We start from the raw sequence: 24,129 nt of genomic DNA, 5'->3' as shown, positions 1-24,129 counted from the left end.
TAGACCTGCCACCAGATCGCGTGCTCGGTCCACGGCCCCATGGCTACGACACTACGGTCGTCCGAGGGTCAGCCGACTGCGGCCAGGGTGGACGCGGTGGCGATCGCCTGCGCCACGCCGGCCACGATCGCGGCGACCTTCAGCGCCTCCAGGATCTCCTCCCGGCTGACACCCACCTCGCGCAGCGTGTGCTCGTGGGCGACTACGCAGTGCGAGCACCCGTTGATCGAGGACACCGCGAACGACCACAGCTCGAAGTTCGCCTTGGCCACCCCCGGATTGCCGATGATGTTCATCCGCAGCCCGGGGCGCAGGTCGTCGTATTGGCCGTCGAGGAATCCGCGACCACGGTAGAACACGTTGTTCATGCCCATGATCGATGCGGCGCCCAGGGCAGCTTGGTACGCCTCGGCGGACAGGTGGTCGGCGGCCTCAGCCCCAATGTCGGCCAGCACCTGGGCGTTTCGGGTAGCGGCGGCGCTGGCCAGCAGCGTGCCCCAGAGTCGCTCGTCGTCCAGCACCGTGCTGCGCGCGATCGAGCCCAGGTTCAGCTTGAGATCCTTGGCGTAGTCCGGGAGCGCCGCTTTGAGGTTGTCGATGCTCATGCCGACGCCTTCAGCAGTTCACCGGCGTCCAGCGTGGGGTCACCCTTGCGCCAGTTGCATGCACACAGTTCGTCGGACTGCAGCGCGTCCAGTACCCGCAGCACCTCGTCGACGTTGCGGCCGACCGAGCCCGCGGTGACCGAGACGAACTGGATCTCGTTGTTGGGGTCGACGATGAAGGTCACCCGGTCCGCGACACCGTCGGCGTTGAGCGCACCGGTCGCGGCAACGAGCTCCCGCTTGATGTCGGACAGCATCGGGAAGGGCAGCTTCTTGAGGTCTTCGTGCTGCGCGCGCCACTGGAAGTGCACGAACTCGCTGTCGATCGAGACACCGAGAACCTGGGTGTCGCGGTCGGCGAACTCGTCGTTCAACTTGCCGAACGCCGCGATCTCCGTCGGGCACACGAACGTAAAGTCCTTGGGCCAGAAGAACACCACGCGCCACTTGCCCGGGTGGTCGTCGCTGGACACGGTGGTGAAGTAGTCGCCGGGCTGCTGCGCGTCGACCTTGGACAGGTCGCCGCCGATCAAGGCGGTCAACTGGTAAGCGGGGAACTGATCGCCGATGGTCAACAGGGACATTGGCATCTCCTTATCTGGATCTATTCAAGATTAGTGGGTATGACCCCATAGTGCCCGGTCGCCGTCATAAAGTAAAGGTGATTTGTGGCACTATACTGTTCGGTATGACCGATAAAAGTTTTCATCCCACCCTGGCCGGCCTACGTGCCTTCGTCGCGGTCGGTCAGAAGCAGCAGTTCAAAAGCGCCGCAACGTCTTTGGGCGTGAGTCAGTCGACGTTGTCACAAGCGCTGGCGACACTGGAAGCCGGTCTGGGCACCCATCTCGTCGAGCGGTCGACGCGCCGGGTCCGGATGACGGGTGAGGGGCTGCAGCTGCTGCCGTTCGCGCAGGCGGTTACCGACGCAGCGGACGCCTTCGTCAGCGCGGCGGCGGGCACCACCGATCCACTGCAGGGCACCATCCGGTTGGGGCTGATCCCCACCGTGGCGCCGTACGTGCTGCCGACGGTCCTGGCCGGGCTGGCCGCGCGACTGCCCGCGTTGACGATTCAGGTCATCGAAGATCGGACCGAGCGCCTGCTGACCGCGCTGCGCGACGGCGCACTGGACACCGCGCTGATCGCTCTACCCGCCCAGACCGGCGGAATCGCCGAGGTTCCCATCTATGAGGAAGACTTCGTGCTCGCGCTGCCGCCCGGCCATCCGTTGTCGGGCAAGCGCCGGGTCGGCGCCACCGCGCTGACGGAGCTGCCGCTGCTGCTCCTGGACGAGGGTCACTGCCTGCGCGATCAGACACTGGACGTGTGCCGGGACGCGGGTGTCCGCGCCGAACTGGCCGACACCCGGGCGGCTTCCCTGGCCACCGCCGTGCAGTGCGTGGCAGGCGGGCTGGGGGTCACCCTGATACCTCAGACAGCGGTCGCCGTCGAGACCGCGCGCAGCCGCGTCGGCCTGGCGCAGTTCGCGACACCCCGCCCAAAACGCAAGATAGGCTTGGTGTTTCGCGCTGCCTCCGGACGCGACGAGCCCTACCGGCGGCTGGCGGCGATCATCGGCGAACTCGTCGCCGGCACCCAGCCGGTCAGCCTGCTGGATACCACCGCGGTCTAGGTTCAGCTGATGGAGAAGGTAATGGCCGTGCTGCGGCGCACCGAATACGACGACGACTGGTGCGCCCGGCAGCGCGGCCCGGTGGCCGACGAACTGTTGGCGCTCGGCGTCCCGGGGTTGTCGGTCAATGTCCGCGACAGCCCGGTGCGTAACTCCCTGATGACGCTGACGACCCTGGATCCACCGGTCGTCGCGGTGGTGAGCCTGTGGACCCAGCAGTGCTACGGCGAACAGATTGCGGCGGCGCTGGGCCTGCTGACCGCCGAATGCGACGAACTGGCCGCATATCTGGTCACCGAGTCGGTGCCGTTGGCGCCGCCGGCAACCGAACCCGGTACGCGCACGACGGGCCTGGCCAACATCGCACTGCTGCGCCGGCCGGCCGACCTCGACCAGGACACCTGGTTGCGCCGGTGGCAGCTCGACCACACGCCGGTCGCCGTGGAAACGCAGTCGACGTTCGGCTACACCCAGAACTGGGTGGTGCGAGCCCTCACCCCCGGTGCTCCGGAAATCGCAGCCATCGTCGAGGAGTTGTTCCCGTTGGAAGCGGTGTCGGATCTGCAGGCCTTCTTCGGTGCCGCCGACGACGCCGACCTGCAGCACCGGGTGGGCCGAATGGTGGCCAGCACCAGCGCATTCGGTGCCAACCAGAACATCGACACCGTGCCCACCAGCCGCTACCTGATCAAGGCGGCGTGGACGGAGGTATCCGTTAGGCTGCAGCGGTGACGCTGCTCATCGACGACGAAAACCGCGTACGCACCCTCACCCTCAACCGGCCAGAGGCGCTGAACGCGTTCAACGAAGCGCTCTACGACGCCACCGCCCAGGCCTTGCTGGACGCCGCCGAAGATCCAGAGGTCGCCGTGGTGCTGCTGACCGGCGCGGGCCGTGGGTTCAGCGCCGGCACCGATCTGGCCGAGATGCAGGCCCGCATCACCGACCCGGACTTCCAGGAGGGAAAGTACGGTTTCCGCGGCCTGATCGAGGCTCTCGCGGCGTTCCCCAAGCCGCTGATCTGCGCCGTGAACGGCGTCGGGCTGGGCATCGGCACCACCATTCTCGGCTATGCCGACCTGGCGTTCATGTCGTCGACGGCGCGGCTCAAATGCCCGTTCACCAGCTTGGGAGTGGCGCCGGAAGCCGCGTCGTCCTATCTGCTGCCGCAACTGGTAGGCCGACAGAACGCGGCTTGGCTGCTGCTGTCCTCGGAATGGGTCGAGGCTGCGGAAGCATTGCGAATGGGACTGGTGTGGCGCGTCTGCGAACCCGAGGAACTACTTCCCGAGGCGCGCCGGCACGCCGAAGTGCTTGCTGCACGGCCGATCTCGAGCCTGAAGGCGGTCAAGCACACGATGATGGAGCCGCTTCGCGCCGAGATCGCGGCGGCGACGGCCCGGGAGAACGCTCACTTCGCCGAATTGATGGGGTCGCACGCCAACGCCGCGGCCCTGGCGGATTTCAGCGACCGCAAGCGGAACTAGCTGGCGACCTGGGCGGAATCGAGCTTGGTGGCCGCGGCGATGATGGCACGCAGTGTCCGTCGGCAGCGCCCACAGTCGGCGCCCGCCCCGCATGCGGCAGCGATTTCCTTGGAGGTCGACGCACCCCGCGCGACCGCCTCACAGACGGTCTGGTTGGTGGCTCCGACGCACAGGCAGACGTACATCAGTAAACACCCTCCCAGTGGTCTAACGAGGTCGCCTGAACCTGCCGCATGTTAGTGGAGTCTAACCTTAGTTGCTTAGTAGAGTCTAACCTAAGTCGACAGACACGCTGCCGTTACTCGCGTCGATCGGACGCGCCGACGGCACGACGAAGGCTGTCCTGACTTGCGATTACTGCACTAGATTCAGTGTCGGCACGCAAAGTGCTGCTACACCCCGTATGGCGCGCTTCAGCCCAGCCCGCCGCGCGGTTCGACATGACAGCCTTCAGCCCGTAGGAGCGATCATGCAAGGTGATCCAGAAGTTCTTCGATTGCTCAACGAACAGTTGACCAGTGAACTCACCGCCATCAACCAGTACTTCCTGCACTCGAAGATGCAGGAGAACTGGGGGTTTACCGAGCTCGCCGAGCACACCCGGGCCGAATCGTTCGACGAGATGCGCCATGCCGAGTCGATCACCGATCGCATCCTCTTGCTGGACGGTCTGCCTAACTACCAGCGCATCTTCTCCCTGCGGATCGGCCAGACGCTGCGCGAGCAGTTCGAGGCCGACCTGGCCATCGAGTACGAAGTGCTGAACCGGCTCCGGCCGGGCATCGTCATGTGCCGGGAGAAGCAGGACAGCACCAGCGCCACCCTGCTCGAGGGAATCGTGGCCGACGAGGAAAAGCACGTCGATTACCTGGAGACTCAGCTCGAGCTGATGGACAAACTGGGTGAGGAGCTGTACTCCGCCCAGTGCGTCTCGCGCCCGCCCAGCTGACGCGCCCCGGGCGCCGCGGTGGACTTGGATGACCAGCCTGCAAACCTCCCCGCCCGACGGCACGCTGATCACCTCGCAGCGACGCAACTTCATCTTCCTGGCGATCGTGCTCGGGATGCTGCTGGCCGCGCTGGACCAGACCATCGTCGCCACCGCGCTGCCGACCATCGTCGCCGACCTGGGCGACGCGGGCCATCAGTCCTGGGTCGTCACCAGCTATCTGCTGGCGTCGACCATCGTCACCGCGCTGGTCGGCAAGCTCGGTGACTCGTTCGGGCGTAAACGGGTTTTCGTGATCGCCGTCCTGTTCTTCGTCGCGGGATCGGTGTTGTGCGGACTGGCGCAGTCGATGACCATGCTGGTGGCCTCCAGGGCCTTGCAGGGAATCGGTGGCGGTGCGATCACCGTCACCGCGAGTGCCCTGATCGGTGAGGTCGTCCCGCTGAAAGACCGCGGCCGATATCAGGGCATGCTGGGCGCGGTATTCGGCGTCACCACCGTGGTGGGTCCGCTACTCGGCGGCTACTTCACCGACTACCTGACCTGGCGGTGGGCGTTCTGGATCAACATCCCGGTGTCGGCGGTGGTGATCTGCGTGGCGGCCGCGGCGATTCCGTCGCGGACCACGACCACCAAACCCGTCGTCGACTATGCCGGCATCCTGTTCATCGGCGTGAGTGCCGCCGCCCTGACGTTGGCGACCAGTTGGGGTGGCAGCGTCTACCCGTGGGGTTCGCCGACGATCGTCGGGCTGTTCGTCGGTGCGGCAGTGACGCTCGCCCTGTTCGTGCGGGCGGAAAGCCGCGCAGCACAACCGATCCTGCCTATCCGGCTGTTCGGAAGCCCGGTGTTCACGGTGTGCTGTGTGCTGTCGTTCGTGGTCGGCTTCGCGATGTTGGGCGCGATGACGTTTTTGCCGACCTTCATGCAATACGTGAACGGCGTCTCGGCAACCACTTCCGGTCTGCGGACGCTGCCGATGGTGGTGGGCATGCTGATCACGTCCACTGGCAGCGGAACCCTGGTGGGCCGGACCGGACGCTACAAGATCTTCCCGGTGCTCGGCACGGCGCTGATGACGATCGCCTTCGTATTGATGTCGCGGATGGATGGGTCGACGTCGGCTCTCGTGCAATCGGTCTACCTGCTCATCCTCGGTTCGGGCATCGGGCTGTCCATGCAGGTGCTGGTGCTCGTCGTACAGAACACGTCCGATTTCGAGGACCTCGGCGTCGCCACCTCCGGCGTCAGCTTCTTCCGCACCATCGGAAGTTCCTTCGGCGCAGCCATTTTCGGGTCGCTGTTCGTCAATTTCCTGGAGGGGCGGCTGGCCTCGGCGCTGGCCGCCACCGGTGTGTCCGCTGACGCGGTCAGCTCTCCGGCTGCGTTGCACCGACAACCCGCAGCGGTGGCCGCGCCGATCGTGCACGCCTATTCCGAGTCGCTGTCGCAGGTGTTCCTGTGCGCGGCGCCGGTCGCCGCGGTCGGCTTCGTGCTGGCGCTGTTCCTGCGCGAGATCCCGTTGCGCGACATCCACAATAGCGCCGTCGACCTCGGCGACGGGTTCGGCATGCCGACCACCGAGACGCCGGAACAGTTGCTGGAGAATGCGATTGCCCGGCTGTTGCGCGGCGAGACCGGCATGCGCCTGCGCAGCATCGCGATGCGACCGGACTGCCGCCTCGACGTGGCCGGGCTGTGGGCCGTGCTACGCGTCAACCGCTACGGGCAGTTCTTCGGCACAGCCCGCCTCAGCGACATCGGCGACAACCTACAGATCCCGTTCGAGGTCCTGGAACCCACGTTCAGCCGGCTGGTGGCGGCCGGCTACCTGCTACGCGAGGGGGACCGGCTGTGGCTCACGCCGGCCGGGTCGCAACAAGTCGACTACGTGTATGCACTGCTGTTGTCCTGGATCATCGACAAACTGTCCCGATCAGCCGGATTCGCCGGCCGGCCCGATCGCCGCGAGGTCGAAGCCGCGCTCGGACGGATCGCGTATCGCGTTATCGCGCAGCGGGATTGGCACGACGACTCACCGACGGTGGCGATGGCAGGAGTCGGCACGCGGACCGGCAACTAACACCCCGGCCGACCGGGCGTACCATCTCGCCATGAGCCGAATCGGAACTTTCGCTGACGACGACGTGGCCGGCTGGGTGCTGAAATCCCCCGAACTCGGCGGCGCGATGGCCAATTTCAGCCGCGCGGTGTACACCGCGAACCGGCTGCCGTTGCGCACCCGTGAGATCGCGCGCGCGGTGATCGCCGCCAACAACGAATGCACCGTGTGCGCCAACACGCGCGATGCCGACGGGCCGGCTGCCGGGGTGGACGAAGAGCTCTACGACCACGTTTCCGAATGGCGCACCTGGTCCGGCTACAGCGAGCAGGAGCGGCTGGCGGCCGAGTTCGCCCACCGGTTCTCCACCGAACACACCGTGTTGCGCGACGACGAGGATTTCTGGCGCCGGGCCGAGGAGCACTTCTCCGAGGAGTTGTTGGCAGATCTGGCCATCTCGTGCGCGCTGTGGGTCGGTATGGGACGGGTGCTGCGGACCCTCGACATCGGCCAGGCGTGCAAGTTGACCTTGCCCAGCCGGGCCTGACCAGCGCGCCGCGGTTGCCATGACGGCCACTCCGCTTGCCGCCGCGGCGATCGCCCAACTCGAAGCCGAAGGCGTCGACACCGTCATCGGGACCGTGGTGAACCCGGCCGGACTGATTCAGGCCAAGACGGTTCCGCTGCGCCGCACCAACGCGTTCGCCGATCCCGGCCTCGGCGCCAGCCCGTCGTGGCACGCATTCGCCATCGACCAGACCGGGATCGCGTTCACCGATGACGTCGGCGTGGTGGGCGACCAGCGGCTGCGTATCGACCTGTCCGCGTTGCGCATCATCGGCGACGGCCTGGCGTGGGCCCCGGCCGGCTTTTTCGATCAGGCGGGGGCGCGCGTCCCGGTGTGTGCGCGGGGGACACTGCAGCGCATCGAGACCGCGCTGGCCGGCGCCGGCATCGAGGCCGCGATCGGTCACGAACTCGAGTTCCTGCTGGTCGGCGCCGACGGCGCGCGGCTGCCCGCGACGCTGTGGGCGCAATACGGCTTGGCCGGTGTCCTCGAACACGAGTCGTTCGTCCGGGAGGTCAGCGCCGGGGCCACCCTGTCCGGGGTCGTCATCGAGCAATTCCATCCCGAATACGGCGCCAACCAGTTCGAGATCTCGCTGGGTCCGCAGTCGCCGGTGGCCGCCGCCGATCAGTTGGTGTTGCTGCGCGTCATCATCGCCCGCGCCGCGCGCCGGCACGGGATGCGCGTCAGCTTCTCACCGGCACCGTTCGCGGGCAGTGTGGGCAACGGTGCGCACCAACACTTCTCGTTACGCACGGGGCAGGAGCCGCTGTTCTCCGACGGCACCGGTCCCGGCGGCATGACGGCGGCCGGGCAGGCCGCGGCGGCCGGCGTGCTGCGCGGATTGCCGCAGGCGCAGGGCATCCTGTGCGGATCGATCGTCTCGGGCCTGCGGATGCGTCCCGGCAACTGGGCCGGCGCCTACGCCTGCTGGGGCATCGAAAACAGGGAAGCCGCGGTGCGATTCGTGCGGTCCGGGCCGGCCAATCCGCTCGGTGGCAACGTCGAGGTGAAGATCGTCGATCCGTCGGCGAACCCGTATTTGGCCTCGGCGGCGATCCTGGGACTCGCGCTGGACGGGATCGAGACCGACGCACGGTTGCCGCCGGAGACGGTGGTGGACCCAGCGCAACTCTCCGACTCCGAGCGCACCGCCGCCGGCACTGTGCTGCTGCCCGAGGGTCAGGCCGAAGCCATTGCCGCTCTTGATGATTCGGTTCTGCTGCGCAAGCTCCTCGGCGACCCGGTGATCGACATGGTCGTCGCGGTCCGCCGCATGGAGGACGACCGCTACGGGGACCTGGCCCCCGAAGACCGAGCCGACAAATTCCGGATGGCCTGGAGCCTATGACCGCCCCCTCCGAATCCGCGCTGGCACAACACATCCGTCAGGTCGCGCTGATCGACCAGCACGTGCACGGTTGCTGGCTGGCCGCCGGGGACCGGCGTCGTTTCGAGAACGCGCTCAACGAAGCCAACACCGAGCCGCTCGCCGAGTTCGACTCCGGCTTCGACACCCAGCTCGGCTTCGCCGTCCGCAACCACTGCGCCGCCCTCCTCGGCCTGCCCAGACATGTTGAGCCACCGGCTTATTGGGACAGCCGCAGCCGGCTCGGGGAAGACGAATTGGCCCGACTGTTCCTGCCGGCCGCCGGGGTCAGCAATTGGCTGGTGGACACCGGGTTCGGTGACGACGTGGCCGGCGTCGCCCAACTCACCGAGTGGTCGGGTCGGCGTGCCTACGAAGTGCTCCGCCTCGAGCAGGTCGCCGAGCAGGCCGCCCGGGCCTCGGGCGACTACGCGTCGGCGTTCGAGGAGATCCTGCGTCGACGCGCGGCCACCGCGGTGGGCACCAAGTCGATCCTGGCCTACCGGGGCGGGTTCGACCGGGACCTGAGCGAACCGACGGCGGCGCAGGTCGCCGCGGCGGCCCAGCGGTGGCGCGACGACGGCGGCATCCGGGTGAGCGATCCGGTGCTGCTGCGATTCGGCCTGCATCAGGGGCTGCGGTTGGGCAAGCCGTTGCAGTTGCACGTCGGCCTCGGTGACCGCGACTGCGATCTGCACAAGTCCAACCCGCTTCATCTCCTGGACTTCCTGCGCGGGTCCGGGCCGACCCCGATCGTGCTGCTGCACTGCTACCCCTATGAGCGCGAAGCCGGTTACCTGGCACAGGCTTTCAACAACGTCTACGTCGACGGCGGACTCAGCGTGAACCATCTGGGTGCCCGTGCGCCGGCCTTCCTGGCGCGTCTGCTGGAACTGGCACCCTTTCGCAAGATCCTGTACTCCTCCGACGGCTTCGGACCCGCCGAACTACATTTCCTGGGAGCCACGTTGTGGCGCAACGGGATCGAACGGGTGCTGAGCGGATTCGTGGCGGCCGGCGAGTGGAGCGAGACCGACGCCATCCGGGTGGTCGACCTGATCAGTCACCTCAACGCCGCCCGCATCTACCGACTGGCCAGTGGCGACCCGAGGGGTCCGAGCGCCGGCTAGACCAGGTCGCTGGCGTCGAAGATCCAGGACGCGTCGCCGCCGGCGAGCTTCTCGAAATGGTTTGGCGGTGCGAAGGCGACCAGGCTGTTGAAGTCCCAATAGTCTTTCCAGACAGTGATCTTGGCTTCGCCGTCGCGCTGTTCGACCCGGTGCACGGTGACGAACCTCAGCACGCCCTGCTCGCCGGTCTGGAACGTCCAGGTCTCGGAGTGCTCGTAGATCACGTCGGATCCGTTGGACACCAGCACGCCGTCGTGGTTCTCGTATCCGGCCAGGTCCTCCAGCCCGAGCTTGAGCCGGGTCACGATGTTTTCCGGGCCACGCGCCGAGGCCGCGGGGATCGGCATGTCGACGTAGAGACAGTCGTCGGACAGGAACGTCTTGAGCGCGTCCCAGTCGCGTCGTGACAGCGCCTGCCACATCCCGGTCACGACGTCCGCTGAATTGGAAACATCTGTCATGGGGGTCAATTAACTCGGCGGCGCCGCCGGTGTCAACCTGGCCCGGCGACACGGGCTGGACTGGTTGGGTCGGCATCTGCGCTGACCGTAGGATCGATCCGCTACGTCGCTACCACCCACACCCGGGGGCCACTTGCCGTGCAGACAACTTCGCAACCCTCCGCACCACCGCACGGCGGGCCGACCCGGCTGCGCCCGGCCATGGTTGTCGGCGCGCTCGGTGTCGTCTTCGGTGACATCGGGACCAGCCCGATCTACACCATCCAGACCGTCTTCAACCCCGCTGATCCGCACCCGGTGCCGATCAGCACCGACAGCGTGTACGGCGTGGTCTCGCTGATCTTCTGGTCGGTGATGATCGTCGTCACGTTCACCTACGTCAGCCTGGTCATGCGCGCGGACAACCACGGCGAGGGCGGCATCATGGCGCTGATCACCCTGGTCGGCCGGCAGAAGGAAGGCGGTGGCGGACCGCGAAGACGCACTGTCGCGGTGTTGGGCGCGCTGGGAATCTTCGGCGCTGCACTGTTTTTCGGCGACAGCATGATCACCCCGGCGATCTCGGTGCTGTCGGCGGTAGAAGGCGTCAAAGTGATCCAGCCGCAGTTCGGCACGTGGGTCGTGCCGATCACCGCGGTGATCATCGTCGTGCTGTTCGCCGTGCAGCGGAACGGTACCGCCGCCGTCGGCCGGCTGTTCGGTCCGATGATGATCGCCTGGTTCACCGCCATTGGCGGCTTCGGCGTGGTCGCGATCGCGGACCACCCGGAGATCCTGAAGGCGCTCTCGCCGCTGTACGCACTGAAGTTCATGGTCGGGCACTTCCATTTCGCGTTCTTCTCACTGGCCGCCGTCGTGCTGTCGATCACCGGCGCGGAGGCGCTGTATGCGGACATGGGTCACTTCGGGCGACGTGCGATCGCCTCGGGATGGCTACTGCTGGTGCTGCCCGGCTGCGTCCTCAGTTATTTCGGGCAGGGCGCGCTGCTCCTGGCCGACACCAAAGCGGTCAGCGCACCATTCTTTCTGCTCACACCCGACTGGGCGCGGCTGCCGATGGTGCTGCTGGCCACCGCCGCAACGGTGATCGCGTCCCAGGCGGTGATCACCGGCGCGTTCTCGGTGGCATCCCAAGCCGCCCAGCTCGGCTATCTGCCGCGGTTGCGGATCGCGCACACCTCCGAGTCGACCATCGGCCAGATCTACGTGCCGTGGATCAACGGGCTGCTGCTGATCTCGGTGCTCACCCTGGTGTTCGCCTTCCGCAGTTCGGCCGCGCTCGCGTTCGCCTTCGGCATGGCCGTCACCGGCACGATCACCATCACCACGTCGCTGTTTCTGTACTACGCCCGCACCACCTGGCGGACACCCTTGTGGCTGATCGTGGCGGGCGGCGGGGTGCTGCTGGGGGTCGATCTGATGTTCCTGGCGGCGAACCTGACCAAGCTCATCCACGGTGCCTGGCTGCCGCTGATGATCGCGCTGGTCGCCTTCACGGTGCTGATCACCTGGCAGCGTGGACGTGAAATCGTCACGCGCGCAAGGGAAGAGGCAGAAGGACCGCTGCGCGACTTCGTCGACAGCCTGGCGTCGGGGCAGCAGCCGATCACCCGGGTACCGGGCACCGCGGTCTTTCTCAACCGCGGCAACAACACCGCGCCGCTGGCCATGCGGGCCAACGTCGAGCACAACCGGGTGCTGCAAGAACATGCCGTGGTCATGGCGATCGTGACGCTGCCGGTGCCGCGGGTTCCGGATTCCGAGCGCAACGAGATCGACGCCCTGGGCTACGCCGACGATGGGATCATCCACGTCACTTCGCATTTCGGGTATATGGAGACGCCCAACGTCCCTGCCGCGCTGCGGCTGCTGGATCCGGCGCAGACCGAAGGTCCGATCGACGTCGACGGCGCCTCCTACTTTTTGTCCAAGCTCGAACTGGTCAAAGGGTCGGCACCGACGATGGCGGGCTGGCGCAAGCGGCTGTTCATCGCGACCTCCTACACCACCGCCGACGCCGCGGAATACTTCGGCCTGCCGCTCAACCGCACCGTGATCATGGGTGAGCGCATCGAGGTCTAGCCGACGGTTTGGCCGGCCATTGTGCGCGCGCTCCCCAGCGCGACCGGAAGCGTCGACCAGCCGTGCAGTACCCGGGTACCGCGCCGGGTGCCGGCCCCGGCGGCGCTCGCCTCGGGGAAGCGCTCGAAGAAGGTACGCAACCCGACCTCACCTTCAGCGCGGGCGAGCGCGGCACCCAGACAGAAGTGACGTCCTGCCGAAAACGCGAGATGCTTTCCGGCGTTGGAGCGTTCGACGTCGAAGCGGTGCGGATCGGGAAACACCGACGGGTCGCGATTGGCGGCGGCCAGGTAGACCACCACCACTTCGCCCCGCCGTATGTGCATGCCCGCGATCTCCACGTCGGTGCGGGCCACGCGCGCGGTGAGCTGCACCGGAGAGTCCAGGCGCAAGATCTCCTCGACGGCGTTCGCCCACAACTCCGGGCGCGCTTGCAGGATGTCCAGCTGCTGCGGGTGGTCCAGCAGCATCCGAATTCCGTTGCCCAACAAGTTCACTGTCGTTTCGAAGCCGGCGACCAACACCAGGCCGGCGACCGCCTGCAGTTCACGCTCGTCCAGATAGGCTTCGGCGTCGCCGCCTGCCGCCGTCCGGATCAACTGACTCATCAGGTCGTCGCCGGGGGAGCGGCGCAGCTGCGCCAGGTGCTCGACCAGCCACGCGTTGAAGCCCGCCACGCCCCGCTGCACCCGCTGGTACTGCCACCACGGCACCCCGATATCCAAACTGGGCGCGGCTAATTCGCCGAACTCCAGCACCCGGCGCCGGTCGTATTCCGGCACGCCCAGGATGTCGCTGATGACGATGATCGGAAGCTGCGAACAGTAGCGTCCGACGACGTCGACGACGCCGGGCTGGTCACCGAGCCGGTCCAGCAGACTCGCCGCGGTCTGCTCGACCCGGTCGCGCAGGCCGGCGACCGCCCGCGCGGTGAACACCGCCGACACCGTCTTGCGGTAGCGGGTGTGATCGGGCGGCTCGACGGCCAGCAACGACGGCGGACGTACCGGGTGCAGCAGATCGTCGCGGGTGCGCCGTTCCAGCCACCGCAGCGGCGCCGGAAGGCTTTCTCCGAACGCGACGACGCGGAAATCGTCGGACCGCAACAGTTCCTGCGCGAGGCGATGGTCAGCGGTCAAGAAGTTCGCGCGGTTGCGCACCAACGGACCGTGCCGACGAACCTCATCGAAGAACGGGACCGGGTCGGCGGCAACCGTCGGGTCGGCGATCAGCCGAGCCCCGACGTCGCCCCGTCGAACCGCGAGGCCGGCGAGCCCGCGGATGACACCGTGCATGGCGAACCAGTGCAGTCTGTCCTTCACGATCGCCGGTCAGCACTCGGCACTGATCTTGAAATCCGCCGTCACCACCTTGTTGGGGTTGTTGCTGTTGATGCCCGAGGCGCTGCCGGTGATGACATACGTTCCGGGCCGCCTGGGGGGATCGACCTGCGCGCTGCCCACCCCGCCTTCGTAGTAACTGCCGGTGAAGCCACCGAAGTCGCGGATCTTGACGATCTGCGGGATCACCCGGTCGCCGCTGACCAACACCACCGCCTGCACCTGGCCGTCGCGTTCGCGGATGTCGATGGTGCGATAGTTCTCGATCTGGCTGCAGGCCGGCGGGCGGGTGGTGATCGCCTGGCCGTCGATGGTCAGATGCGCCGGCTTGCGGGGCACCGTCATCGCGTCCCCGCACCCGGAGACGGCTCCGGCGACGGCCATGGCGACACCTGCAAGCCTGAGAACCCGGTTCTGCACCAGCGACCTCCGTATCGAGCGTTGGGTAGGAATGATTATTGCCGTTTCAGGTCCATCCTGGGCAGTGCTTTGCGGACCAGCCCTCGGACCAGTTCCGGGCTGACGCCCTTCAGCCGGTCGATCAAGCCGATGCTGGAGGGCACATACCAATGCAGCCGCCTGGGATTGTGATAGGCCTTCCAGGCCACCTCGGCCACACTGGACGCCGGCATCAGGCGGAACATGCCCCGCTTGGGTGCCGCAGCGCGCAACTCCTCCTGGCTCATTCGGGCCGGGGCGTCGTCCGGTTCGGTTCCGGAGTGCTGGGGCGTCGAGGTCAGGATCGCGGTGTCGATCAGGCCGGGCAGCACGTCGGCCACCCGTACCCCGTGGCGGTGCCACTCCACGCTCAGTGCCTCGGTCAGCCCTTTGACGGCGTGCTTGGTCGCCGAGTAGACGGCGATGCGCGGCATCCCGTAGGTGCCCGACGACGACGAGGTCGAGAACATCAAGCTGCCCGGCGCCTTCTTCAGGTAGGGCAAGGATCCGTAGGCTCCGGTCAGCACCCCTTTGAAGTTCACGTCGACGACACGCATGGCGGCCTCGTAGGGCACATCCTCGAACCAGCCGCCCTCACCGATCCCGGCGTTGTTCCACATCATGTCGAGCCCGCCGCCGGGATTGCCGGCACAGAAGTCGGCCAGCGCCGCGTCCAGCGCGGCCTTGTCCGTGACATCGACGGCACGGGTCCACAGCCTCGATCCCAGTTCCAGGCACAGCGCGGCCAAACCGTCGTCGTTGCGGTCCACGGCGCCCACGCGCCAACCCTTGCCGTGGAACAGCCGGACGCCTTCCCGGCCCATTCCGCTGCCGGCACCGGTGATGAAAATCGCCTTCATCGATCCCATACCCTCAGTCCGCTTCGACCACTTCTTTGATGCGCTGCAACGTCTTGGTCATGTCCCGGATGTTGCGCCGTCTCCGCAGGAAACCCCCCAGGACCAGGTAGACCTTGGTCAACGGGGACTGCGCCATCCGGAAGGACTCGGTGACGTCGGTACCGTCACCGGCCGGCACCAATCGGTAATGCCAATTGTTGATGGCCCGGTCACCGGCCAGCACAGCAAACCCGAACTCACGGCCGGGATCGCATGCCGTCACTTTGCAGGTGGTCCAGTAGACCGGCCCGACCTCGTTGCGGCGCACATGGCCGCGAAACCGCGCACCCAACTCGGGACCGGTTGCGTCGCCGAGCCATTCCGCTTCGAACGTTTCCGGCGAAAAGCGTCCGGTATTTCGAATATCGGCTATTAATTCCCAGATCTTGTCGGCCGGCGCGGCCATATGAACCGTTGCTGAACCCTGCATAGAACGATCCAATCACGTCGCCTGTAACGAAACGAGACGAACCGCCGATAATCACCCTTTGGGCGTCAGCATCCCGATGATCGCGCTGATGGTCTGCTGCCACTGCTGCGCCGGTTGCACCGCACCGCCGGACGCCGGTGCCATACCGCCGACGCGCGAGCACTTGGGCCACGCTCCCGGTCCCTGACCGGCCAGCACCCGGTTGGCGACCGCGATTTGTTGCTGCTTGGAGGCCTTCGCGGGATTTCCGACGCCGCCGTACTCCTCCCAGGTGGCTTGCTTGAACTGCAGGCCACCGTATGCGCCGTTGCCGGTGTTGGCGGCCCAGTTACCGCCGGACTCGCACTGTGCGACGGCTTCCCAGTTCATGGTCTCGGCGTCCGCGACACCGGTGGAGAACGACATCGATGCGGCCAGGAAACCACCAGCCACGGCGGACTTGATGAAGGGCTTAGTGATGTTCGTCATGTGCGGCTTTTCGCCGGCCGTAGTCGAAGCGTTACCGACCGGAGAAAATTATGAGACCGTTTATCTATCCCTTCGAGATTGGCGCAAACGGTGTTTCACCGGGTGTTTCAGGCGTCCGGCCGGATCTGGCAGTAGGACTGTGTCGCGACGGTCAGGGCACGTCGATACAGGTCGTCGAGTCGGCGTAGCCGCGTGGTCTCGGTGCGCGCGAGTTGCAGCGCAGGCCCGCAATCGGGCGAATTCAGCAAACTCTGGCTAAGCGCTATCTGAGACAGAATCTTAGTGTTGGACTCGTCGATGGCCGCCCGGGAGACCGACAGGTCCGGCGGCGGCGGCTCGACGTGGTTCGGGTCCAGCTTCCACTGGGCGAACCGGGCGTACTCGATGGCTTCGGTGGCTCGGATCTGGTCGGCGAAGACCGCTGCGACGTAGTCCGGGTCGACGCTGCGGCCGACGGCCTCGTCGCGCAGGGCGGCGAGCTCGTGCTCGACGCGGACGGGATCTTCGATCGCGGCGTGCGTGACCCACTTGAACGCAGCGACCGGATCGGCGATCTGGAGCCGCTCGGCGGCGGCGTCGACCAGTGCGATCAGCGAGCCGCCTGGGTCTGACGGCACCGGCGGTGCGAACGCGACCGACAGCAGAGCAAGTACCGCGAATCCGGCTGTTGCGCGCACGTCCTCAAGACAAGCACCTCAATCGCGGTCACCGCCGCCGGATTGTCCAGACTGCATGGAAGTCAATCGCCCGTGGTGGCCGACAATGGCTTGCATGCGTGCTGACTGGTTGCGCTCGCGACATGCCAGGCTCCTGCTCGGGGCCGCGCTGGCGGTCTCGATGCTGTTGGGTGGGGCTTTCGTGGTGCTGAACCGGGTGCATGCCCCGCCGACCGGCGCCGTGCGACCTGCGGGACCTCTGGCGACCGACCAACAGAGCCAGGCGCAGGCCGTCGGAGCGGCCAAGAACGTCGTGGCGGTCGCCGGTCTGCGCACGACGACGGCCGGCTACCTGTTGATGTCGTGTCAGGGCCGTGACGAGCCGCCCTACCAAGGGGCGGTGTACCTGACGTTTGCCGTGCCCCCCGACACCGGTGCCGACACCTACCTACCGGCCGTCGCGACCAAATTGGTCTCCGACGGCTGGACGGCGGGAGTGGCCCCCGCCAACCATGCCTTCGCGCAGACGCTGACCAAGGGCGGGGTCACCGCGGTCGTCTATCGCCACGACGACAACGTGAACCTGGGCACTTTGCGGCTGTATGGAGAATGCCGAAACATGACCGACCATCGAGCCGATCCCACCGGCTGGATCGACATCACCGGCGAATTCGGCCCGGCCTAGAGCGGTACCGGGTGCAAAAGCACTACTGCGCTTGACGGCAGGTAGCCGTCAAGCGCAGTAGTAGATAGTGCAGTGGGTCAGGCCCGAGCGCCCAGTGCGCCCTGCAGGTCACCCTTCATGGCGACCAACTGCGCGCCCCAGTACTCCCAGCTGTGCGTGCCGTCGCTCTGGAAGTTGAAGACCGCGTTGTGGCCACCGGCCGCGTTGTAGGCGTCCTGGAACTTGATGTTGCTGCTGCGGACGAAGTTCTCCAGGAACTCGGCGGGCATATTGGCGCCACCCAGCTCGGACGGCTTGCCGTTGCCGCAGTACACCCACAGGCGGGTGTTGTTGGCGACCAGCTCGGGGATGTGCAGCGACGGGTCGTTGCGCGCCCACGCGGGGTCGCTGGACGGGCCCCACATGTCCGAGGCCTTGTAGCCACCGGCGTCACCCATCGCCAAGCCGATCAGCGACGGTCCCATGCCCTGCGACGGGTCCAGCAGCGCCGACAGCGAGCCGGCGTAGATGAACTGGCCGGGGTGGTTGACGGCCAGGATCATGGCCGACGAGCCGGCCATCGAGATACCCACCGCGGCGCTGCCGGTCGGCTTGACCGACTTGTTGCTCGCCAGGTACGCGGGCAGCTCGCTGGTCAGGAAGGTCTCCCACTTGTAGGTGGTGCAGCCGGCCTTACCGCAGGCCGGGTTGTACCAGTCGCTGTAGAAGCTGGACTGGCCGCCGACCGGCATGATCACCGAAAGGCCCGACTGGTAGTACCACTCGAAGGCGGGGGTGTTGATGTCCCACCCGTTGTAGTCGTCCTGGGCGCGCAGGCCGTCGAGCAGGTACACCGCAGGTGAGTTGTCGCCACCGCTCTGGAACTGCACCTTGATGTTGCGTCCCATCGCCGCCGACGGCACCTGCAGGTACTCGACTGGCAGACCCGGCCGGGAGAAGGCTCCCGCGCTCGGCGCACCGCCGGCGAGTCCGATCAGGCCCGGCAGGGTCGCGGCCGCAGCCGCGCCGACCAGGAGTCGGCGACCCCAGGCCCGTATCTTCCCGCTCACCTCTGTCATAACCTGTGCCCCTTTTTCCTTAATGGCATTGCTCCCGGCAGAACTTACCGCGTGAATAGGCCAAATGTCGATTCGGACGCAATCACATTTCAGTTCCATATCGGTTGCCGCCACGGATACCGCAACTGTGTTAGTTCCGTACCGCGCCGGTCGACCGCATTCGTTGATACCCGGTCCCGACACGGGCAAACGCGACACGCGCCGCGCCGTTATGCACGCGTTATGGAGTTGGAATCGGGCCGAGTCGGGTCTACCGGGCACCGTATATATGGTGCGCGGGACGAAATCGCCGAACCCGGAGCGACAGAATTTCCAGCCATGTCGGCCAACGTGCCCAATTTTTACCGCACCGTCAGTTCGCAACCTTTTCCGGCGAAATCGGTGGAACGAGATCTCTGGAGCGGCATTCAACCCGGGGCAGCCGAACTTCCGCCGACCGCGTAGGCTGCTCGGAGCAAGCCGACTGCAGACACGCTAGCCCCGGCCGATCAGGCACCTGCGCGCCACGCACCTGACCTTTTGGTGCACGTGGTTGTCGTAGCGGATGAGTCAGACCCGGGAACGATTGAGGTGCGAAACTTGGATACGGTACTCGGGCTATCAGTGACACCGACCACGGTCGGATGGGTTCTGGCTGAAGGGCATGGCGCCGACGGCGCAATCCTGGACCACCGCGAAATGCACCTGCAGGACGGCGTCGAAGACGGCCACACCGTGCGCACGGTGAACACCGCAGAGCGAGTCGCAGCCGAAGTCATCCGCGCCCGAGACATCGCCACCGTCGACAATCACCGACTGCGCGTGGTCGGAGTGACCTGGAACGACGAGGCCGCGGCCGAGGCGGCGCTGGTACAGGAAGCGCTGGCCGACGCCGGTTTCGACAATGTGGTGCCGGTTCGGCAACTCGACGCCGTCGAGACACTGGCCCAGGCCATCGCACCCGTCATCGGATTCGAGCGGACGGCGGTATGCATCCTCGAGGCCGAGTGGGCGACCGTGGTCATGGTCGACACCCACGACGGCGAGACGCAGACCGCCGTCAAGCACGTGCGCGGCGGCTTTGACGGTCTGACTTCCTGGCTGACCGGCATGTTCGACCGCAGCAGCTGGCGTCCGGCGGGCGTCGTCGTGGTCGGGCCCGAAGGCGACGTCAGTGCGCTGTCCTCGCAACTCGAAAGCGTGCTGCCGGTACCCGTTTTCGCCCAGACGATGGCGCAGGTGACGGTCGCCCGCGGTGCCGCGCTGGCGGCGGCGCTCAGCACCGACTTCACCGACGCGGAGTTGTTTGCGCTGGTGGAGGAGGCGGTCGAGCCGGTCGCCGCGGTGCCCGCGCGATCACGGCAGTACGCCGGTGCGGCGACCACGTTGGCCGCAGCCGCGGTCACCTTCGTCGCGTCGGTGTCGCTGGCGGTGGGTCTGCAGTTGGCACCGGGCAAGGATGCCAGCGCCACGCAGCATGTCGTGCGCAGACCGACGCCCCCGGTCGCCGAGGCGCCACTGGCTCCGACGGCGCAACCTCGGCCCCCGGCGCAACCGGAGCCGGTGCGTCTGGCCGCCGACGAGCAGCCCGACGGGTCCGCGCCCGGCGGGCAACCGAACAGCGCTGTGCCCCGCCCGGAGCCGCCCGGCGGACCGTACCGGTTGAGTACGGCGATCGAGCAGCTCCCCGGCACCGTCGCCGAGGACGGGCAACCACCCGAATGATCTAGTCGTCCCGGCGCCGGACCGCGCTGAAGGACACCGTCACCTCGTCGGTGACCTGTAGCGAACCCATGAACAACGAGTAGGGTTTGACGCCGTAATCGGACTGCCGCACTGTGGATTCCGCGGACAGCCGCCAGGAATCTCCGAGGTCGTCGGTCCGCAGTTGGACCACGTGCTCGCGGGACTTACCCCGGATGTGCAGTCGCCCGGTCAGGCGGTACCCGTCGCCGGTCCGCTCGATGCGGTCGGTGGCGAAGCGGATCTCGGGAAAGCGGTTGGCGGACAACGACTTCAGGGCGTTGGAGCGCACCATGACCTGCTCGGCGCCGGACAGGCTCTTGACGCCTCCGGAGCCGCGCAACACCTGCAACGAATCCACTTGCACCTCGAGTCCCGCCGTGGCCGGTTCACCGTCGAGCCACGTCACCCAAGCCTGCCAAGCGGTCATGGCGATGGTGAGCCGATGACCCATCCGCGCTGCTCGACCGGTAACCCCGGTGTGAATGGTCAACTCGCCGTCCGCGGGGTCCAGCGTCCACGTTTCGTCCTGGTCGGGGGCCACGGGCGAACCTTACTAGCCGTCACCTCACATGGTGAGTACCGTGCGGTAGTGCGCCCGCCCCTGCTCCAGCGCCGCGTACCCGTCGGCCGCCTGCGCCAGTGGTAACTCCTCGATCCACGCCCGCACACCCGACATGACCGCGAAATGCATTGTCTCCTCGACGTCTTTCGCCGTCCCGGACGGATGCCCGATGATGCTGAGCCCGGATGTGATCAGTTGGACCGGGCTGATCGGCAGCGGTTCGGGCGTCACACCGATGGCGACGAGTTCGCCCTGGGGGAGCAGACCGCCGATGGTGTCGGCCATGGCTTGCGAATTGCCAGCCGTGGCAAGGACAACGGCCGCCCCGCCCAGGATGCGCAGCGCCTCGGCGACATCCTCGGTCGTGGAGTCGATGTAGTGGTGGGCACCCAACGTCTTGGCGTCATCGGCCTTGACGGCGCCGCGGGCGATGGCAATGGTCTCGAATCCCATCGCCCGGGCGAACTGCACCCCGAGGTGGCCCAGACCACCGACGCCCAGGACTGCGACCCGGTCGCCGGGCAACGCTTTGGTGTGGCGTAGCGCGTTGTAGGTGGTCACACCCGCGCAGCCCATCGGCGCGGCTTCGACGTCGGAAAGCCCGGCCGGGATCCGGGCCGGCGCGGTCGCCGGGACCGTCACCGATTCCGCGTAACCACCGGGATACTGCCAACTCGGCACCTTCATGTTCGCGCAATGTATGAAAATGCCTTTGCGGCACGGATCGCATTGGTTGCAGTTGCCCCCGAACCAGCCCACCGCGACACGGTCACCGACCGCGAATTCCTCCACGCCGGCCCCGACTTCGGCTATGGTTCCGGCGATTTCGTGTCCGGGAGTCAACGGCCAGGACATGCCGGGAAAGCCGCCGTGGACGAAGTGGGCGTCGGTTCCGCAGATGCCGCAGGCGGTGACGGCGATGCGGACCTCGCCACGGCCGGGGGCGACCGTTTCGACGTCGGCGAACTCCAGCGGCGCACCCGTGGACGGGACCTGGACCGCTCGGTGTGTCGACACGGTTACACGTTCAGTTTCAGTGCGCGACAGGACATTTGGCGCTCCCATCGGCGTGATAGTCGACTTGCCAGTGCTTGATTCCGTTGAGCCAGCCCGAGCGCAGCCGCTCGGGTGTGCCGATCGATTCCAGGTTGGGCATGGCGTCTGCGATCGCGTTGAACATCAGGTCGATCGTCATCCGCGCCAGGTTGGCACCGATGCAGTAATGCGCCCCGGTTCCCCCGAAGCCGACGTGCGGGTTGGGGTCACGCAGGATGTTGAAGGTGAACGGGTCGTCGAACACGTCTTCGTCGAAGTTCGCCGACCGGTAGACCATCACGACCCGCTGCCCTTTCTTGATCTGCACTCCCGACAACTCGTAGTCCTGGAGGGCGGTGCGCTGGAACGAGGTGACCGGCGTGGCCCACCGGACGATCTCGTCGGCCGTGGTGACGGGCCGGTCCCGCTTGTAGAGCTCCCATTGGTCGGGGAAGTCGGTGAAGGCCATCATGCCCTGGGTGATGGAGTTGCGGGTGGTCTCGTTGCCGGCCACCGCGAGCAGGATGACGAAAAAGCCGAACTCGTCGTCGGAGAGCTTGTGGCCGTCGACGTCGGCTTCGATCAGTTTGGTGACGATGTCGTCGCCGGGATTCTGCGCCCGGTCGGCGGCCATCTGCATGGCGTACATGATCAATTCGACGGACGCGGTGATGGCATCGTTGCTGGCGAACTCGGGGTCCTGGTCGCCGACCATCTGATTGGACCAGTGAAAGAGCTTCATCCGGTCTTCCTGCGGGACACCGAGCAGTCCGGCGATGGCCTGGAGCGGCAGTTCGCAGGACACCTGCTCGACGAAGTCGCCCGATCCTTGCGCGGCGGCGGTTTCGACGATGTTCCTGGCGCGCGCAGTGAGGTCGTCGCGCAGGCGCTCGACCGCCCGCGGCGTGAAACCGCGGGAGATGATCTTGCGGAGCCGGGTGTGGTGCGGAGCGTCCTGGTTGAGCAGGACGAATTTGCCTCGTTCGATCTGTTCGCCGACGGTGCCGTCCCGGTAACGCGGCAGGGCGGTCTTCTCCAGGCTGGAGAAGACGTCGCTACGACGCGAGATCTCTTTGACGTCCTTATGTTTGGACACCACCCAGAAGCCGCCGTCGTCGAATCCGCCTGCCCCGTACTCCTGCTCGTTCCACCAGATCGGTGCGGTCCGACGCAACTCGGCCAGCTCTTCCACCGGCAGTCGCTCGGCGTGGATGTCGGGGTCGGTGAAGTCGAACCCCGGCGGCAGATTCGGCTCGAGCTGTGGTTCGGCTGCTGGCTGCGTAGTTGACAAGGCCCACTCCTTGAGAGTCCCGGTGGTCGTCTCGTGCCAATACTCCATTGCTACACCACAGTTGGGAAGCTCTGAACGAAAACCGGCAAAGCCGAACCCGGCCCCGAATCCGGCCTTGTGACTGCTGGGGCAATCGTTATGCTCTTGAGAAACACCTCGCCGGTGCCGAGAAGGGGAACACCATGATTCGCGAACTGCTCACTGCCACCGCGGTCACGGGTGCGGCGATCGGGCTCGCCCCGGTAGCCGGCGCCGACAACGGGCGCTGGGAAGGCGACGTGCCGGGCATGAACTACGACGCTTCGCTGGGTGCCCCGTGCGACAACTACGAGCGCTTCATCTTCGGCCGCGGTCCCAGTGGCCAGGCCGAGGCCTGCCACTTCCCGCCGCCCAACCAGTTCCCGGCCGCAGAAACCGGCTACTGGGTCATCTCCTACCCGTTGCGGGGCGTCCAGCAGATCGGTGCGCCGTGTCCGGGACCCAAGGTCGCCGCGCAATCGCCGGCCGGTCTTCCGATGCTGTGCCTGGGTGCTCAAGGCTGGCAAGAAGGTTGGTTCACCGGCGCAGGGTTCTTCCCGCCCGACCTGAGCGAATGACCTGAGTCGTGCGCGGCCACGACGTCGCCGAGTCCCCGATCCCACGGTGGCTGCGCTTCGTCTTGGCCTCTGATCGTGCCGGCTCGGCCTGGTATGTCGGCACCGGGTTCTTCTTCGCGCCGGTCCTGGCTGTGCTGTCGCCGTGGCCGACGGTGACCGTTGTGCTGTGGTGGCTGATCGGCCTGGCCGGTTTATGGCTCGGTCTGCTCGGAATCGCGATGGCCGCGGGGCTGGCGCGAGTTCTGCGCTCGGGCACCGAGATTCCGGAGGATTACTGGCGCACCCTGGTCGACTACTGAGTTCTGTCGGTGGTGGGGCGAATTCGCCTACCTCTAGACTCAGAGGTCCGTCCCGCCAGCGAACAGGAGACTCAGATGGCTTTCGACCCCAAGGACGCCGTGGACGCGGTCAAGGACATCGCGATCAATGCCGTCGAAAAGTCCTCGGACATCGTCGAAAGCGTCACGGCCATCATCAGGGGTGACATCGCCGGCGGCGCCAGCGGCATCGTCCAGAGTTCGGTCGACATCGCCACCGACGCGGTCGACCGCGTCAAAGAGGTATTCACCGGCAGCGACGACGCGCCACTGGACTAGT

Annotated in this window: 28 protein-coding genes; 14 read left to right on the top strand and 14 right to left on the bottom strand. The window is 66.6% G+C overall.

All coding sequences use genetic code 11. The features are described from left to right. Nucleotides 1-68: 68 nt before the first annotated feature. The gene (locus AC5Y47_RS24685; RefSeq protein ID WP_499946874.1) at nucleotides 69-605 is read right to left on the bottom strand and encodes an alkyl hydroperoxide reductase; all 537 of its coding nucleotides are present in this window, start codon (nucleotides 603-605) and stop codon (nucleotides 69-71) included. After that, nucleotides 602-1,189, bottom strand: coding sequence for a peroxiredoxin (locus tag AC5Y47_RS24680; protein WP_499946873.1), 588 nt, complete (start codon nucleotides 1,187-1,189; stop codon nucleotides 602-604). The genes AC5Y47_RS24685 and AC5Y47_RS24680 overlap by 4 nt, the downstream gene beginning before the upstream one ends. Nucleotides 1,190-1,293: 104 nt before the next feature. Between AC5Y47_RS24680 and AC5Y47_RS24675 the strand changes: the two genes are divergently transcribed. The 3 genes from AC5Y47_RS24675 to AC5Y47_RS24665 are packed head-to-tail and all read left to right on the top strand — an operon-like array spanning nucleotide 1,294 to nucleotide 3,728. Next, nucleotides 1,294-2,241 carry a hydrogen peroxide-inducible genes activator gene (locus tag AC5Y47_RS24675; protein ID WP_499946872.1) on the top strand — a complete coding sequence of 316 codons (948 nt, stop codon included), beginning with the start codon at nucleotides 1,294-1,296 and terminating at the stop codon, nucleotides 2,239-2,241. Between the two features lie 9 nt (nucleotides 2,242-2,250). Continuing rightward, on the top strand, nucleotides 2,251-2,973 hold the full coding sequence (locus AC5Y47_RS24670; RefSeq protein WP_499946871.1) for an EthD domain-containing protein: 723 nt from the start codon (nucleotides 2,251-2,253) through the stop codon (nucleotides 2,971-2,973). Continuing rightward, nucleotides 2,970-3,728: an enoyl-CoA hydratase/isomerase family protein gene (locus tag AC5Y47_RS24665; protein ID WP_499946870.1), complete on the top strand. Its 759-nt coding sequence runs from the start codon at nucleotides 2,970-2,972 to the stop codon at nucleotides 3,726-3,728. The genes AC5Y47_RS24670 and AC5Y47_RS24665 overlap by 4 nt, the downstream gene beginning before the upstream one ends. Here AC5Y47_RS24665 and AC5Y47_RS24660 read toward each other — a convergent pair. Further along, nucleotides 3,725-3,913: a (2Fe-2S)-binding protein gene (locus tag AC5Y47_RS24660; protein ID WP_499946869.1), complete on the bottom strand. Its 189-nt coding sequence runs from the start codon at nucleotides 3,911-3,913 to the stop codon at nucleotides 3,725-3,727. The genes AC5Y47_RS24665 and AC5Y47_RS24660 overlap by 4 nt on opposite strands. Before the next feature lie 284 nt (nucleotides 3,914-4,197). Between AC5Y47_RS24660 and bfr the strand changes: the two genes are divergently transcribed. From bfr to AC5Y47_RS24635, 5 genes are read left to right on the top strand one after another with little or no spacing between them, the layout of a single operon-like run. Next, entirely contained in the window at nucleotides 4,198-4,677 is a 480-nt protein-coding gene (bfr, locus tag AC5Y47_RS24655) for a bacterioferritin (RefSeq protein WP_499946868.1), read from the top strand. A gap of 28 nt (nucleotides 4,678-4,705) precedes the next feature. Beyond that, nucleotides 4,706-6,760 (top strand): MDR family MFS transporter, encoded by a 2,055-nt coding sequence (locus AC5Y47_RS24650; protein ID WP_499946867.1) that lies wholly within the window; start codon nucleotides 4,706-4,708, stop codon nucleotides 6,758-6,760. A 31-nt stretch (nucleotides 6,761-6,791) separates the two neighbouring features. Continuing rightward, entirely contained in the window at nucleotides 6,792-7,286 is a 495-nt protein-coding gene (locus AC5Y47_RS24645) for a carboxymuconolactone decarboxylase family protein (protein WP_499946866.1), read from the top strand. Between the two features lie 19 nt (nucleotides 7,287-7,305). Then, the gene (locus AC5Y47_RS24640; RefSeq protein WP_499946865.1) at nucleotides 7,306-8,658 is read left to right on the top strand and encodes a type I glutamate--ammonia ligase; all 1,353 of its coding nucleotides are present in this window, start codon (nucleotides 7,306-7,308) and stop codon (nucleotides 8,656-8,658) included. Next, on the top strand, nucleotides 8,655-9,806 hold the full coding sequence (locus tag AC5Y47_RS24635) for an amidohydrolase family protein (protein WP_499946864.1): 1,152 nt from the start codon (nucleotides 8,655-8,657) through the stop codon (nucleotides 9,804-9,806). Before AC5Y47_RS24640 ends, AC5Y47_RS24635 begins: the two co-directional genes overlap by 4 nt. On the opposite strand, the gene AC5Y47_RS24630 is transcribed toward AC5Y47_RS24635, so the two are convergent. Next, nucleotides 9,803-10,267: a nuclear transport factor 2 family protein gene (locus tag AC5Y47_RS24630; RefSeq protein ID WP_499946863.1), complete on the bottom strand. Its 465-nt coding sequence runs from the start codon at nucleotides 10,265-10,267 to the stop codon at nucleotides 9,803-9,805. The two genes, AC5Y47_RS24635 and AC5Y47_RS24630, sit on opposite strands and share 4 nt — an antisense overlap. A 201-nt stretch (nucleotides 10,268-10,468) precedes the next feature. Here AC5Y47_RS24630 and AC5Y47_RS24625 point away from each other — a divergent pair, with 201 nt between their 5' ends. Continuing rightward, on the top strand, nucleotides 10,469-12,349 hold the full coding sequence (locus tag AC5Y47_RS24625) for a potassium transporter Kup (protein WP_499946875.1): 1,881 nt from the start codon (nucleotides 10,469-10,471) through the stop codon (nucleotides 12,347-12,349). Here AC5Y47_RS24625 and AC5Y47_RS24620 read toward each other — a convergent pair. From AC5Y47_RS24620 to AC5Y47_RS24595, 6 genes are all read right to left on the bottom strand, one after another. Then, nucleotides 12,346-13,671 (bottom strand): cytochrome P450, encoded by a 1,326-nt coding sequence (locus tag AC5Y47_RS24620; RefSeq protein WP_499946862.1) that lies wholly within the window; start codon nucleotides 13,669-13,671, stop codon nucleotides 12,346-12,348. The genes AC5Y47_RS24625 and AC5Y47_RS24620 overlap by 4 nt on opposite strands. A gap of 9 nt (nucleotides 13,672-13,680) precedes the next feature. After that, nucleotides 13,681-14,109: a lipoprotein LpqH gene (locus AC5Y47_RS24615; protein ID WP_499946861.1), complete on the bottom strand. Its 429-nt coding sequence runs from the start codon at nucleotides 14,107-14,109 to the stop codon at nucleotides 13,681-13,683. Between the two features lie 35 nt (nucleotides 14,110-14,144). Next, complete coding sequence (locus tag AC5Y47_RS24610; RefSeq protein ID WP_499946860.1) at nucleotides 14,145-14,987, bottom strand: SDR family oxidoreductase; 843 nt, start codon at nucleotides 14,985-14,987, stop codon at nucleotides 14,145-14,147. Between the two features lie 13 nt (nucleotides 14,988-15,000). After that, nucleotides 15,001-15,456, bottom strand: a complete 456-nt coding sequence (locus tag AC5Y47_RS24605) for an SRPBCC family protein (protein ID WP_499946859.1) — start codon at nucleotides 15,454-15,456, stop codon at nucleotides 15,001-15,003. Nucleotides 15,457-15,507: 51 nt separating this feature from the next. Further along, the gene (locus AC5Y47_RS24600) at nucleotides 15,508-15,924 is read right to left on the bottom strand and encodes a transglycosylase family protein (protein ID WP_499946858.1); all 417 of its coding nucleotides are present in this window, start codon (nucleotides 15,922-15,924) and stop codon (nucleotides 15,508-15,510) included. Nucleotides 15,925-16,031: 107 nt separating this feature from the next. Then, nucleotides 16,032-16,601, bottom strand: coding sequence for a chorismate mutase (locus AC5Y47_RS24595; protein ID WP_499946857.1), 570 nt, complete (start codon nucleotides 16,599-16,601; stop codon nucleotides 16,032-16,034). A 94-nt stretch (nucleotides 16,602-16,695) separates the two neighbouring features. On the opposite strand from AC5Y47_RS24595, the gene AC5Y47_RS24590 reads away from it, so the two are divergent. Next, complete coding sequence (locus tag AC5Y47_RS24590; protein ID WP_499946856.1) at nucleotides 16,696-17,265, top strand: lipoprotein LppJ family protein; 570 nt, start codon at nucleotides 16,696-16,698, stop codon at nucleotides 17,263-17,265. A gap of 77 nt (nucleotides 17,266-17,342) precedes the next feature. On the opposite strand, the gene ag85B is transcribed toward AC5Y47_RS24590, so the two are convergent. Further along, nucleotides 17,343-18,323: a diacylglycerol acyltransferase/mycolyltransferase Ag85B gene (gene ag85B, locus AC5Y47_RS24585; RefSeq protein ID WP_499946855.1), complete on the bottom strand. Its 981-nt coding sequence runs from the start codon at nucleotides 18,321-18,323 to the stop codon at nucleotides 17,343-17,345. Between the two features lie 579 nt (nucleotides 18,324-18,902). Between ag85B and AC5Y47_RS24580 the strand changes: the two genes are divergently transcribed. Next, entirely contained in the window at nucleotides 18,903-20,027 is a 1,125-nt protein-coding gene (locus AC5Y47_RS24580) for a DUF7159 family protein (protein WP_499946854.1), read from the top strand. Nucleotide 20,028: 1 nt separating this feature from the next. On the opposite strand, the gene AC5Y47_RS24575 is transcribed toward AC5Y47_RS24580, so the two are convergent. The 3 genes from AC5Y47_RS24575 to AC5Y47_RS24565 are packed head-to-tail and all read right to left on the bottom strand — an operon-like array spanning nucleotide 20,029 to nucleotide 22,936. Next, nucleotides 20,029-20,589 (bottom strand): YceI family protein, encoded by a 561-nt coding sequence (locus tag AC5Y47_RS24575; RefSeq protein ID WP_499946853.1) that lies wholly within the window; start codon nucleotides 20,587-20,589, stop codon nucleotides 20,029-20,031. 24 nt (nucleotides 20,590-20,613) lie between these two features. Continuing rightward, nucleotides 20,614-21,627, bottom strand: coding sequence for an alcohol dehydrogenase catalytic domain-containing protein (locus tag AC5Y47_RS24570; RefSeq protein WP_499946852.1), 1,014 nt, complete (start codon nucleotides 21,625-21,627; stop codon nucleotides 20,614-20,616). Between the two features lie 16 nt (nucleotides 21,628-21,643). Continuing rightward, nucleotides 21,644-22,936 carry a cytochrome P450 gene (locus AC5Y47_RS24565; RefSeq protein WP_499946851.1) on the bottom strand — a complete coding sequence of 431 codons (1,293 nt, stop codon included), beginning with the start codon at nucleotides 22,934-22,936 and terminating at the stop codon, nucleotides 21,644-21,646. A gap of 182 nt (nucleotides 22,937-23,118) precedes the next feature. Between AC5Y47_RS24565 and AC5Y47_RS24560 the strand changes: the two genes are divergently transcribed. The 3 genes from AC5Y47_RS24560 to AC5Y47_RS24550 all read left to right on the top strand — a co-directional run bounded on the left by AC5Y47_RS24560 (nucleotide 23,119) and on the right by AC5Y47_RS24550 (nucleotide 24,128). Continuing rightward, nucleotides 23,119-23,532, top strand: a complete 414-nt coding sequence (locus AC5Y47_RS24560; RefSeq protein ID WP_499946850.1) for a hypothetical protein — start codon at nucleotides 23,119-23,121, stop codon at nucleotides 23,530-23,532. Between the two features lie 8 nt (nucleotides 23,533-23,540). Beyond that, on the top strand, nucleotides 23,541-23,831 hold the full coding sequence (locus tag AC5Y47_RS24555) for a hypothetical protein (RefSeq protein ID WP_499946849.1): 291 nt from the start codon (nucleotides 23,541-23,543) through the stop codon (nucleotides 23,829-23,831). A 75-nt stretch (nucleotides 23,832-23,906) separates the two neighbouring features. Further along, entirely contained in the window at nucleotides 23,907-24,128 is a 222-nt protein-coding gene (locus AC5Y47_RS24550) for an Rv1893 family protein (RefSeq protein ID WP_499946848.1), read from the top strand. The last annotated feature ends 1 nt before the right edge of the window (nucleotide 24,129 follow it).

This window comes from Mycobacterium sp. NGS22 (genome assembly GCF_059813095.1).
This window is presented reverse-complemented; position numbering and strand designations above follow the sequence as displayed.

Excerpts from the sequence above, each read along its gene's own strand:
- AC5Y47_RS24685 (WP_499946874.1), bottom strand. The coding sequence starts at position 605 with ATGAGCATCGACAACCTCAAAGCGGCGCTCCCGGACTACGCCAAGGAT.
- AC5Y47_RS24680 (WP_499946873.1), bottom strand. The coding sequence starts at position 1,189 with ATGTCCCTGTTGACCATCGGCGATCAGTTCCCCGCTTACCAGTTGACC.
- AC5Y47_RS24675 (WP_499946872.1), top strand. The coding sequence starts at position 1,294 with ATGACCGATAAAAGTTTTCATCCCACCCTGGCCGGCCTACGTGCCTTC.
- AC5Y47_RS24670 (WP_499946871.1), top strand. The coding sequence starts at position 2,251 with ATGGAGAAGGTAATGGCCGTGCTGCGGCGCACCGAATACGACGACGAC.
- AC5Y47_RS24660 (WP_499946869.1), bottom strand. The coding sequence starts at position 3,913 with ATGTACGTCTGCCTGTGCGTCGGAGCCACCAACCAGACCGTCTGTGAG.
- bfr (WP_499946868.1), top strand. The coding sequence starts at position 4,198 with ATGCAAGGTGATCCAGAAGTTCTTCGATTGCTCAACGAACAGTTGACC.
- AC5Y47_RS24650 (WP_499946867.1), top strand. The coding sequence starts at position 4,706 with ATGACCAGCCTGCAAACCTCCCCGCCCGACGGCACGCTGATCACCTCG.
- AC5Y47_RS24645 (WP_499946866.1), top strand. The coding sequence starts at position 6,792 with ATGAGCCGAATCGGAACTTTCGCTGACGACGACGTGGCCGGCTGGGTG.
- AC5Y47_RS24640 (WP_499946865.1), top strand. The coding sequence starts at position 7,306 with ATGACGGCCACTCCGCTTGCCGCCGCGGCGATCGCCCAACTCGAAGCC.
- AC5Y47_RS24635 (WP_499946864.1), top strand. The coding sequence starts at position 8,655 with ATGACCGCCCCCTCCGAATCCGCGCTGGCACAACACATCCGTCAGGTC.
- AC5Y47_RS24630 (WP_499946863.1), bottom strand. The coding sequence starts at position 10,267 with ATGACAGATGTTTCCAATTCAGCGGACGTCGTGACCGGGATGTGGCAG.
- AC5Y47_RS24625 (WP_499946875.1), top strand. The coding sequence starts at position 10,469 with ATGGTTGTCGGCGCGCTCGGTGTCGTCTTCGGTGACATCGGGACCAGC.
- AC5Y47_RS24610 (WP_499946860.1), bottom strand. The coding sequence starts at position 14,987 with ATGAAGGCGATTTTCATCACCGGTGCCGGCAGCGGAATGGGCCGGGAA.
- AC5Y47_RS24605 (WP_499946859.1), bottom strand. The coding sequence starts at position 15,456 with ATGCAGGGTTCAGCAACGGTTCATATGGCCGCGCCGGCCGACAAGATC.
- AC5Y47_RS24600 (WP_499946858.1), bottom strand. The coding sequence starts at position 15,924 with ATGACGAACATCACTAAGCCCTTCATCAAGTCCGCCGTGGCTGGTGGT.
- AC5Y47_RS24590 (WP_499946856.1), top strand. The coding sequence starts at position 16,696 with ATGCGTGCTGACTGGTTGCGCTCGCGACATGCCAGGCTCCTGCTCGGG.
- ag85B (WP_499946855.1), bottom strand. The coding sequence starts at position 18,323 with ATGACAGAGGTGAGCGGGAAGATACGGGCCTGGGGTCGCCGACTCCTG.
- AC5Y47_RS24560 (WP_499946850.1), top strand. The coding sequence starts at position 23,119 with ATGATTCGCGAACTGCTCACTGCCACCGCGGTCACGGGTGCGGCGATC.
- AC5Y47_RS24550 (WP_499946848.1), top strand. The coding sequence starts at position 23,907 with ATGGCTTTCGACCCCAAGGACGCCGTGGACGCGGTCAAGGACATCGCG.